At 57.6% G+C, this 11382-nt stretch carries 11 protein-coding genes; 2 read left to right on the top strand and 9 right to left on the bottom strand.

The window, feature by feature from the left end; translation table 11 throughout:
• Positions 1-13: 13 nt before the first annotated feature.
• The 9 genes from AB8996_RS01130 to AB8996_RS01090 form a co-directional block, all read right to left on the bottom strand.
• A complete protein-coding gene (locus tag AB8996_RS01130) occupies positions 14-577 on the bottom strand; it encodes a glucose-6-phosphate isomerase family protein (RefSeq protein WP_369297133.1) in 564 nt (187 codons plus the stop codon).
• Positions 578-590: 13 nt separating this feature from the next.
• Entirely contained in the window at positions 591-1703 is a 1113-nt protein-coding gene (locus AB8996_RS01125) for a cellulase-like family protein (RefSeq protein ID WP_369297132.1), read from the bottom strand.
• Between the two features lie 88 nt (positions 1704-1791).
• On the bottom strand, positions 1792-2571 hold the full coding sequence (locus AB8996_RS01120; RefSeq protein ID WP_369297131.1) for a GntR family transcriptional regulator: 780 nt from the start codon (positions 2569-2571) through the stop codon (positions 1792-1794).
• 35 nt (positions 2572-2606) lie between these two features.
• Entirely contained in the window at positions 2607-4352 is a 1746-nt protein-coding gene (locus AB8996_RS01115) for a class I mannose-6-phosphate isomerase (RefSeq protein WP_369297130.1), read from the bottom strand.
• A gap of 15 nt (positions 4353-4367) precedes the next feature.
• Positions 4368-5147 carry a glucose-6-phosphate isomerase family protein gene (locus AB8996_RS01110; protein ID WP_369297129.1) on the bottom strand — a complete coding sequence of 260 codons (780 nt, stop codon included), beginning with the start codon at positions 5145-5147 and terminating at the stop codon, positions 4368-4370.
• A gap of 139 nt (positions 5148-5286) precedes the next feature.
• On the bottom strand, positions 5287-5535 hold the full coding sequence (locus tag AB8996_RS01105; RefSeq protein ID WP_369297128.1) for a hypothetical protein: 249 nt from the start codon (positions 5533-5535) through the stop codon (positions 5287-5289).
• On the bottom strand, positions 5516-7660 hold the full coding sequence (locus AB8996_RS01100) for a CotH kinase family protein (protein ID WP_369297127.1): 2145 nt from the start codon (positions 7658-7660) through the stop codon (positions 5516-5518). Before AB8996_RS01100 ends, AB8996_RS01105 begins: the two co-directional genes overlap by 20 nt.
• 56 nt (positions 7661-7716) lie before the next feature.
• Entirely contained in the window at positions 7717-8391 is a 675-nt protein-coding gene (locus AB8996_RS01095) for a DUF4956 domain-containing protein (protein WP_369297126.1), read from the bottom strand.
• Between the two features lie 34 nt (positions 8392-8425).
• Entirely contained in the window at positions 8426-9103 is a 678-nt protein-coding gene (locus tag AB8996_RS01090) for a polyphosphate polymerase domain-containing protein (RefSeq protein ID WP_369297125.1), read from the bottom strand.
• 269 nt (positions 9104-9372) lie between these two features.
• Between AB8996_RS01090 and AB8996_RS01085 the strand changes: the two genes are divergently transcribed.
• Complete coding sequence (locus tag AB8996_RS01085; protein ID WP_369297124.1) at positions 9373-10056, top strand: response regulator transcription factor; 684 nt, start codon at positions 9373-9375, stop codon at positions 10054-10056.
• Complete coding sequence (locus AB8996_RS01080; RefSeq protein WP_369297123.1) at positions 10053-11348, top strand: sensor histidine kinase; 1296 nt, start codon at positions 10053-10055, stop codon at positions 11346-11348. The genes AB8996_RS01085 and AB8996_RS01080 overlap by 4 nt, the downstream gene beginning before the upstream one ends.
• Positions 11349-11382: the final 34 nt, after the last annotated feature.

The following is an 11382-nucleotide window of genomic DNA, read 5'->3' as shown; positions in this document are numbered from 1 at the left end:
CCTTTTGCAATGCTCAGTGGCTCTCCTTCAAAACAGCTTTGCCGTTCTCGCAGAGCACCCTGGCGGAAAACCCCGCCGTTTCGATAGAGCCGTAATCGTGCCCGGCGTCAGAGCCCCAGCAGGCGCCCACGACCAGATCGCTTTCCCCGGTATTGATGAGCCGGTGGGCAAGATAGCCCCCGATATAATGCAGGGAGCCGGGCTGTACCTGCTCCGCGGTGCAGCGCCTGTCCTCGTCCATCAAAAGCAGCACGCCCTCGCCGGAAATCCCCCAGTAGTATTCCGCGCATTCCCGCTTGTTGTGGAAATGCCCCTTGGTCATGAAATATTCGTTGCCCACCCTGCCGGGGTGAATGGTGCTGGTGCCGAAAAACAGCCCGCCGGGGGTCCCCTCCTGAACTGCCATGTGGGCGCTGACCTCATATACCAGCTGCTCCCCGTCCATGGTGGCAAAGGCTGTTTCGTCTGCGAAAACACCCTTCAGCTGGGAAAGCTTTTTCTCGGAATGAGAAGCGTACTCGCCGCTCAATTCCCCGGTCTGCAGATCGTATCGTTCCGTTGCTTTTTTCATGGTCATAGCTACCGTCCCTTTAATCCAGCCTGGATTCACGAATGAGCTTTGTCATTCTCTGGTGCCAGTCTTTTTCCCGCCACATTCCCACAAACTGGGGACCGCAGAAATTGCTGGTGCCCATGCCTGCCCAGCGCCCGGTAGCGGCGGCAGTCTTCACGCCCAGCTCGTTTAAGTCCAAAATCCAGTCCCAGTTCAGCAGGGGCCAGTCCTTGTAGTCCACAATGGACCAGCATTCCGTGGTGACCAGCGGCTTGCCGGAACGGCGGGACCATTCCGCAGCACGCTCGATTTCTTCCACCAGGCAGCGGTCGTAATGCTCCCTGGATTCCCGGTAAATGCGCTCGCCATTCAGCGCCAGATTGGTGTAACCCGTATCGTCAAAGCGCTGGTAGCCGTACCCGACCTTCTCGTAAAACTCGCTGGCGTTGGTCATCCAGATATGGGGCTCGATGAAATCCAGGGGGCTTACGTCCTCATCCACATTGGTGATGTGCCCGCAGTAGGAGAAGGTCAGCGGAATGTTGGGATACTGCTTTTTCACCTCGGTGATGGCTTCCCGCACCCAGTCAAGGGAACGCCTGGAATCTCTGGCGCTTTCCCCCTCTCTGGTGAAGAAGGGCGCCCAGGCTTCAAGGGGCCATTCGTTGCAGAGGTCCACATACAGAATGTTGTCCAGCTCGCCCCATTCCCTGATGTAGTCCAGCGTTTTGATCCAGATATCCGCGTGATCCTTCGGGGTGAGAATGCTCATTCTGGTGTTGTCCAGATCCTCCCGGAACCATGTGGACAGCCCTACCCGGACATTGTGGCGGCGGCAGGCTTTCAGAAAATCACGGAAATCGTCGTGCAGGGTGATCTTATTGACAGACTGGCTGCCCCAGGTCTGCAAGTTCCACACGGGCTTCAGCGTCCATTCCTTGTGGGCGTCCCACGCCATCAGGTGGGGGAACGCGTCGATGCGGACGGCGTCGTAGCCGCGGTCGGTAAGCTCTGAAAGGGCTTTGTCCCAATCCTCAAAGCCCGCGCCGGGCCATCGCCGCTCGATCCAGGAAAATTCCCACATGGTGATGGCAAAGGGCTTGTCGATCCGGAACATTTCTTTTGCTTCCCTGCTGATCTGCTTGTTCATAAATTACTCCTCCGAATTTCGTGCTATCTTTTCCCGATCGGCAAGAGCCTATGCCCATAAATTTTGCCGCCGGGTCAGTCTCCGTATTTTATTCCCCCGCCCTGTCCGTCACGCCCGCGTAAACCACATAGGCGTACCGGGCGGCGTTATAGTAGGAACGGGTGTATTCCAGTACGTTCAGGTCGCTGTCCAGCGCCACCCGGGTGCGCCGCATCACAGGGTCTCCCACGGAAATATCCAGCGCTTCGGAAAGCTCCCGATTCGCCGTTATGGCTTCAAACCGCTCCTCGATCCCCACCGGGGGGTGAACGCCGCAATCCTCCAGCAGGCGGTACAGGGAGCCGCCGTACCGGCTGTCCTCCAGGGGAAGCTCATATTTTCCCGAAAGATAGGTGTCGAACAGGACGATGACACGGTCGTTGGCGGTCCTGATCCGTCGGACATGGTACAGGGGCGCCCCTGTTTCGCAGGAAAAGATGTCCGCCAGCTCCTCATCGGCTTCCGTCTTTTCACAGTGGGCAGATTTTGTGCCGGGAACCATATTGCGCTCCCGCATTTCCTCGGTAAAGCTCTTGATACTGGTCAGCTGCTCTTCAATGACGGGCTGCCGGGAAACGATGGTCCCTTTCCCCCGGGTGCGCACCACCAGCCCCTCCTGCTCCAGGGCGGACAGCGCCTGACGAATGGTGATGCGGCTGACGCCATACTGCTCCTGCAGTTCCAGTTCTGTGGGGATATTCTGACCGTAATCGTATTCCTTGCCGGAAATTTTCTCCTTCAAGTCCTGATAGATCTGCATATACAGGGGCGGTGCGCCCTTGGAATAGTCCAGCTTTTTCACGGTCATGACCACCTTTCTTTTTCCCATGCAGCCAGGCTGCGTTCCCAAACGATCCTCTGCGCTTACTCCGCTTTCGGCGTTCTCACATAGGCGCGAATGACCTTGATGGGCGCGTCACCTATGGGGCGGATCGTATATTTCCCTGCCGCGGCAGGCAGAATGAAGGTTTCCGCATAATGCACCGTAAAGGGCTCGAAAGCGCCTGTGGGGCTTTCGATGACGGCGGCTTCTCCTTCCACCAGGTTCAGCATATTCACATTATTTTCCGTATCCAGCGGGCAGGCGGTTCTGATCTCATACCGCCGGGTCTCGATAAATTCCAGCTCGTGCAGCCCGGTGTGCTCTTCTTTGTATTCTTCGGTTTCCCGAACGGTGCGGGTGGGGCTGACAAGGTTTTCCTGCACCCATTTTGTCTGCCTGTCCCACTGAATGACCTTTTCGCCGTGCTCGATGTGAATGGGGCGGGGTCTGCCGTCCAGCCCAAGGCGTCCCCAGTCCCACAGCTTCATGGTGAAAATGTAGGGCGTGGCGCTGATCTCCAGCACCATGCAGCCGCTGCCGGAGCAGTGCACCGTGCCTGCGGGAATGAGGAAATGATCGTGCTTTTTCGCCGGGAAGCGGTTCACGTATTTGTCCGCGTCAAAGGGCTTTTCCCCTGTCTGGGCGGTTTTCAGGTCGGCTATCATATCGCCGGGGCATATGCCCTCCTTCAAGCCCAGATAGACCTCCGCCCCCTCTTCGGCGTCCAGAATGTAGTAGCTCTCGTCCTGGGTATAATTCATGCCGAACTGATTGTGGATATAGTCGGTCAGGGGGTGGACCTGCAGGCTCAGGTTCTGCCCGCCCATGGTGTCCAGAAAATCGAACCGAATGGGAAATTCCGCTCCGAACCGGGCATAGACCTGGGGTCCCAGCAGCTCTACCGGGCGGTACAGCACCAGGTTCATGGCGGGGGTCTCCAGCCTTACGCCGCTGATTTCCAGATACAGGCTGTTTTCCTCCGGCACGCCGTCAAAGGACCAGGCGTAATTCTTTTCTTTGGGGTCCAGCCCGCAGACGCGCTTCATCCACTGCCCGCCCCACACACCGGGGTCGAAATAGGGCACTGTGCGGAAGGGCTTTTGGGAAATTTCCCCCAGCGCCCGGCGGTAGCAGTCCCCCGTTGTCATGGCGGGGTCGCCCGGGCGGTTCGTGTCCAAATAAAAATCCATGGCGTCAAACAGGCTGCGCTTCTGCTTATCGCCGATGCGCCATTCGAAAAAGTATCCCTGCTTGTTCTTTTTCAGGTTATCTTCATTGGGATTGTCCGTATAATAATTTGTCATGCCCCGGCGGAAGCGAAGCTGAAGCTCCCAGCGGGAAACATCGGCATACAGCAGGATATCCGGCTTTACCAAACTGCCCGCGCCAAAGCCGAACACGATGGTCAGCCCTTGGCTTTCTTCTGCCTGCCGCCGGAGCGCCAGCAGCTTTTCTTCCTCCTGAAAATCCGCCAGCGTGCCGAAATACATTCTGCCGAACACCCGGTCGTCGGTAAGGTAGGGGTGGATTCGCCTGGCAAACTCCTCTTTTGTGCAGAGCGCCTCCCGCATATCCAGGAACAGACCGGGATGCAGCGTCTCCAGCGCCGCTTTCAGTTCTTCCTCGTTCACGCCGGGGTACGCGTCCACTGCCAGTACGCAGGAGCTTTTGACTTCAAGCTGTGCCTGAATGCTTTCCTCCAGCACCCGGCAGATAGCTTCATAGCCCGCCCACGCTTCCGTGGCGGCGGTTTCGATGTGGTTCACCGGCGACTTACAGTAATTCATAGCGACCTCCTATGCTCAGGGCTGGTAGTTTTCCCACAACTCCGGGAAATCCAGCGGGCGGGTGACAAAATCAAACAAATGGGGAGCTTCCTGATACTGCTGGTAGATGGGCTTTCCGGGCGCAATGCCGAAGTCCTCATAGGTGCGGGCAGGCTTGACGATCAGCTCGGCGCTTCTGTAGCTGGGGTTTTTCTCCCAGCGGAGCTGCCCGGAATCCGTCAGCAGCGGGAAAAAGGCGATGCCGCCGTGGCGGCGCACATCTTTGTAATCAAAGCCGTAATCCCGGACGCACCACGCGCCGAAGGTCATGCTTCGCGCCGGGTCGCTGTTGACTGTGGCGTGCACCCAGCCGGGGGGGACGATGATCACGTCTCCCGGCTGCCCGGTGACGGCATAGCACCGTCCCGCGTCGTCCGAGCCGCTTTCCTGCATATAAATGCAGGCTTCCCCGTCCCATATCTCATAGACCTCGCAGGTGGACGCGCCGCAGGAGGGGGACACCGCGTGGATATGCCCCTGGGAACGAATGGGTTCATTTCCCAGGCTTCCCCGGGCGTAGGTGACCACGCCGTAAAGCAGGTTCTGTTCCACCAGCGCCGGGTGATCCTGCCGCTCTGCCACGTCCATGGCAATGCAGTACACGTTCTCAGGACCGGCACAGCCGGGGTCCAGCAGGGACGGACGTATCTGGGAAAGCTTTCTCAGCTCCGGCGCGGGACCCTGCACCCCCTCGCCGTATGCGAACCCCATGGGCTGGGTGTTGACCGTGATGGGAAACCCCGGATAAAATTCCATACGCATGACCACTTTCCTTTCTTGTTCCGGCAGCGGGCTTTTTCGTATTGGCAGGAAATGTCTTCTTCCCGCCCGATTTTTCTCTTTCTCCGCGATCGGGAACCCAAAGCTTATAACGTTATAATGTTATAACATATTATTAGCACAGCTTTTTCCCCTTGTCAAGCACTGAAAACCATTTTTCAGAAAAAATTTTTGCGGGAACCGCAGGCGCGGCAGCTACAAAAAATCCCCTGAAATGCGGCGCAGAAAAACAGACTCCCGGAGCGGCTTTCCGCAAAATAAGAAAAGCCCCGGCTCTCACAAACCTGCAAGAACCGGGGCGGTTTTTCTGAACATCTCTATCACGCTGTTCTCCCGCCAAATTTTCAGCGGTAAAATCTGGCAAAGAGCAGTCCGCCCAGTAAAATAATGGCGGAAGCGCCCAGCAAAATGATCGTCTCCAAATTAGTATTGCCGTCCTGTGCTTCCATCGGCGCGTTACCCGCGTCCGGGAAGCCTTCGGGGAATCCGCCGCCCATGCCATTGGGAGGCGCGCCGTTTTGAAGCGGGTCGCCGCCCTGCTGGGGCGTGCTTTCTATCTGGCTGCCGGTCGTATCGTCCTGCTCCTCCGTTGGTGCGGCTGGCTCATCGGTACTGCTTTCGGAGGAATTATTTTTCTCACCGCTATTTGGGGGCGTTGCCGTGCCGTTTTGCTCCGGCGGGGCACCCATTTCGGGAAAATCACCGCCCTGATCCGACGGCGCAGCGCCGGGCTGCCGCCCGTCAAACTGCCCGTCTGTGGGCGGGTCGCCAAGGGGAGGGTCTCCCATGCCGCTAGCGGCAAAGGTCTGCTCCCCGGAAAAGCGCTGCGCTTCCCCGGTGGTATCACCTTCGCTTTCCGTATCGTCCTGTGCGGACGTCGTTTGCCCGCTGTCGGTCTGCAGTTGGCGGTCTCCCTGCCGGAAGCCGCCCATGTCTCCCTGAGAGCCCATGTCGGACAGGGAAAGCTCCCAGGCGTCTATCAGGCTGCCGCTGTCCTCCGCCTGTCCTTCCGAGGTGGAGGGGATCGTCCCGCTGAGCTGCCCCCGGACGCTTTCGCTGCGCAGCAGGCAGAAATTCTTCAGCGTTTCCACCGCTTTCTGGAACTCCTCATAGGTGCAGAAGGCGGTGGGGTCCCGCTCCACATAGGGGGAGATCATGGCGACTGTCTGCTCCATCAGCGCTGTAAACTCACCGCTTTCAAAAAAGCCGGAAATCAATTCGTCCATCACCTGATGATACTGTTCCGTGTACTGCTCATTTTCAAAGATCCACGCCACCATGGGGCGCTCCGACAGCTCGCCGGAGGTAACAGGGGAATCTATGGGAGAATTTACCATTGACGTCGCCCCCGACGTGCCCATACCGCCGCCCATGCCGCCGAACGCCAGATTGTAGTCCCAGGCGACCATGGAGAGCAGCCCATTTTCCTCGTACAGATAGTAATTGTGTATCATGGTGCCGGTGTAGCTGTCCTCGTTCAGCACAAAGTTGTGCACGGCAAAGTACCGCAGCACCTCGTCTATGTTGACGCTTTCCTCAACATTTCCCTGGCTCAGCGCTTTCAGGGACTGAATGAGCCGGGCTTTGTCCTTATCGGTCACGTTTCCCAGCACGGTATTGTCGAAAATATTGGGATAGCTGTCCGGGTCGTCATCGGAATAACGGAGCAGCACATCGTCGCTGCCGCCCATACCGCCCGGCGCTCCCATGCCGTCCATTTTTCCGAACCCACGCCCCCCGGATTTCGTCATATTTCCCGCTGTGCCGTTTTCCACCCTGCTGTTTTCCGGGAGAGTGGAAGTGTTTTCTTCAGACCAGCCAGCTTCTGTGCGGTCGCGGGCTTCCGCGCCCCGTCCGCCGCCGCCCATATCCAGGCTGTCCGGCTTATAGAGTTCTCCATGGTCCGCGCCGTATTTCCGCTGGGCAAAGCTGTCCTCCACGCCCTCCACGGCGGTATACAGCCCCCAGTCCTCTCCGTTTACCGTGATCCACGCAAAGCTGGAAAGGGGCGCGTCGGCGCCCAGGAAATTCATCATCTGGTAGCAGAGGAAGTCCTTCATATAGGTATTGTCCTGAATGGCGTTGTTGAGACAGAGCTTATCCAGCCCATGATAGGTGGAGTTCTTGTCATAATGGTCAAATTCCAGCTTGAAGCTGTAGCGGTCGCTGTCGGAGTCTGCCACGGTCCGCAAAGAGGAATTTCCCTTGGGGCGAATGCCCACATTGGCGTATTTTTCCCCGTCTATCACAGCTGTGCAGGAAATGTATTCCTCCGAGGAGGCATTGTCGAGCATGGTCTGCCAGTCGCTTTCCGACGCCACAATGTCGATCTTGTGGACCTTGTCCGTGGAAAACAGCATATCCACATAGGGCAGTTCCACCGCCGCCGCGGTCAAAAACCCGCTGCAGCAGAGATAGAGCGCCGTCAAAACCAGCATCACCGCCGTTCCGAGCCCGCACAGCAGATCTGTTCGTTTGTGTTTTGCCATACTATCGCCTTCCGATCAGTTTTCAGTTTTTAGTTGCCAGGGACTGATGGTCGCAGCTAATTCATGTACTCGCCGTTATAGCTTACCAGTGCCACGGAGGTCACGCCGCTGATGCCGGACAAGCCGTTGATAAAAGCGGTGTCCCCATCCTTCAGGCGCACTTCATAGTTCAGCTCGATACGCCCGGGGGTCACGGTTTTGCTCTTGATAGACTGCTTCTCCACCGCCCCGGCGAGAAAATCCGCTACCAGGCGCTCGGAATGGCTGCTGTCGCAGGTCACCATGGCAATATAGGGGTGATAATGGGATTTCCGATTGACCAGCACCAGCAGCATGACGCCGATCACCACACTGCCGAACACCGCCAGCGGGATCATGCCCGCCGCCAGCACGATACCCGCGGCAATCGCCCAAAAGAGGTAGGCGATATCCAGCGGCTCCTTGATAGCCGTGCGGAAACGGACGATGGACAGGGCGCCCACCATACCGAGAGACAGCACCACATTGCTGGTCACAGCGAGGATCACCAGGGTGGTTATCATGGTCATGGCGATCAGCGAAACCCCAAAGCTGGGGGAATACATCACGCCGCTGTAGGTCTTTTTGTACACGAAGAAAATGAACAGCCCCAGAAGAAATGCCAGCACGATGCTGAGCACCATGTCCAGCAGGGAAACGCTGGTCACGTTCTCCAAAAAGTTTGATTTGAAAATATCCTGAAATGTGGTCATAAAGCTCTCTCCTTTACCTTTTATTTGATAAAATTCAGCAGTAGCCCCGTGCCGCCGCGTATTTGGAAAACGCGCCCGCGCCCCGGGAATCCAACTGCACCAGCTCCCGGATCAGATCGGGGAGGAACTCGTCGTATTTCACTTCCAGCAGTACGCTGTCCCCGGTCGGAAGCGTAAAAACCTGATTTTCCAGAATATCCGGGCGGAAGCCTGCGCCGCGGATCTCCCTGTCCAGCGTCACCCGGACATTGCCCGGCGGGAATACAAAGGGCTCCCTTTGGTAGTCCACAATGGTCCGGGGGCGCAAGCCCTGAAATTCCATCTTCGCCGCCAGCTCCAGGGCAGGCTCCTGCCCGCTTTGCTTCAGCCCGGAAAGCTCTCCCCGGAAGACAGCCGCAGCTTCCTCCCGCGTCAGCACACAGCCGGACTTGCTGCACAGCCCATGGCTTTTGCTCTTTTTCTCCAAAGCGATATAAGAGGTGTCGTTGTTGTACCAGCGAATGCGGAACTTCTCCCGCCGATCCACGCCGTTCAATTTTTCCCGGAGCGCTTTATCGTCCGCATTGTCAAAATACGCGCTGCGAATGAAATATTCCCCGGCAGCGCCCGCGTGCGGGTCATGGGGCAGGATCGCCCGCAGCCTGGCGCGCAGCCCCAAATATTCTCCACGGCTCAGGCAAAACTTGTATTCGTGCCGAAATTTTCCAGCCAAGATATCCCTTCCTTTCCGGCGGACTTCCCGCCTGTGGTCCCCAGAATAACTTCACAGGCTGAAAAAAACCTGAAATCCGGCTTTCAGGATTCTTTCAGGTTTCCGGCATAGGATTGATTTACAAGGCGGGCAAACCCGTGTACAATAAAGAAAAAGGGGAGCACCCATTCCGTTGAGCTAAAAATGTATATTCCCCCGCCGCAGGTGGGGGAATATACAGAAATCTTTGGAACGGACACTCCCGGAAAAAGCAAACTGGGAGGCGCTTCATGCGGATTCTGGTAGTAGAAGACGAAAAAAGGCTGGCGGACACCCTGTGCGAGCTGCTGACCTATCACAACTATCTGACGGACGTTTCCTACGATGGGGAAGCAGGGCTGGACAATGCCCTGACTGGGATTTACGACGCTGTCATTCTGGACGTGATGATGCCGAAAAAGGACGGCTTTCAGGTAGTTCGGGAGCTGCGGCAGGCGGGGCTGAACACCCCGGTGCTGCTGCTCACGGCGAAATCGGAAACCGCCGATAAGGTGACCGGGCTGGACATGGGCGCGGACTATTACCTGACAAAGCCCTTTGAGACGGAGGAGCTGCTTGCCTGCCTGCGGGCGCTTCTGCGGCGGCAGGACGAGGTGGTCACGGAGACCCTTTCCTTAAAGGGGCTGACCCTGAACCTTTCCTCCTGCGTGCTTTCCTATCAATCCCACTCCATTCGGCTCAGCAGCAAGGAATTTGAGATCATGCGCCTGCTGCTGGCAAACGCCGGGAACATCGTTTCTAAAGAAACACTGCTCTTAAAAGCGTGGGGGTATGATTCCCAGGCGGAGGACAACCACGTGGAAGTCTACATTTCTTTTCTGCGGAAAAAACTGTTCCATATCCACTGCCCCATCACCATCGAGTCCGCCCGCCGGCTGGGCTACTATTTGAAAACGGAGGAGGAAACGCCGTGATACAAAAGCTGCGGAGGAAATTTATCGCCATCGTGATGGGCGCGGCGGCAGTGATTTTGCTGGTGGTTTTCGTGGTGCTGGTGATCTCCACGGAAGCAGGAATGCGCCTGCAAAATGAAGATATGCTGCAAACGGCGCTGGAACGGGAGCTGCGCAAAAGCGCCATGCAAAGCGAAAGTAAGAGCCGCGACCCCCAGGCGCCGGACGAAAAAGAGCCGCTGGGCGCACAGCCTGTTCCCGGCAAAACGAGGCAGCGGCTGCCCTGTTTTACCGTACTGGTGAGATCGGACGGCACGGTAGACCTGGGCAGCCGGGCGGAAATCATGCTCACCGACCTTGACACGGAAGAGCTGGAAGCCCTCGCCGTAGAGGTGGCGGAAAAGGAAGAACCCGGCGGCGTCCTGTCCGCTTATCGGCTGCGGTACGCCAAGCGGTCCCGGGAAAACGGCACAGTCATTGCCTTTGCGGATATTTCCATGGAGTACCGCAGCCTGATGGAGCTGGTGAAAAATTCCCTGATTATCGGCAGCTTAACGCTTTTGGTGTTCTTCGGCGCCAGCGTGCTGCTGGCACGGTGGGCGGTGCGCCCGGTGGAAACCGCGTGGAACCAGCAGAAGCAATTTGTAGGCGACGCTTCCCACGAGCTGAAAACGCCTTTGACCGTCATTCTCTCCAACGCCGATATGATCCTGACCCACCCCCGGAAAGATCCGGGGCGCTGGGCGCAAAATATTCTGGCGGAGGCGCAGCACATGAAAGGGCTGACCCAGGACCTGCTGTCCCTTGCCCGCTCGGAAAGCAGCGACTGTTCCCCGGTGCTGGAAACGGTGGACCTTTCCTACCTTGTCACCGACAGCGTGCTGTCCTTTGAGCCTGCCGCCTTTGAGCAGGGACACGAGCTGCTCCACGAGGAGGAACCCGATTTAACGGTGCAGGGGGACGCTTCCGCCCTGTCCCAGCTTTGCGGCATTCTGCTGGACAACGCCCTGAAATATTCCTCCCCCGGCGGGTCGGTGCGGGTTTCCCTGAAGGCTGCCGGAAAGCTCGCCAGGCTCACGGTATCCAACGAGGGCATCCCCATTCCGAAAGAGGATTTGACCAGGATTTTCGAGCGGTTCTACCGTAGCGACCCAGCCCGCCACGGGGAGGGCTACGGGCTGGGGCTTGCCATTGCCCAACGGATCGCCGAACAGCACAGGGGAAAAATTTGGGCGGAAAGCGCAAACGGCGTCAACAACTTTACCGTTACGCTGCCCTGCCGGAAGCGCGCTGCGTCGAATGAAACTTCCTAACCTTCTTTCCCCCATTTTGATTTTCTTTCCGAAA

The organism is uncultured Neglectibacter sp., assembly GCA_937958185.1.
GTDB lineage: Bacteria > Bacillota > Clostridia > Oscillospirales > Acutalibacteraceae > Acutalibacter.
This window is presented reverse-complemented; position numbering and strand designations above follow the sequence as displayed.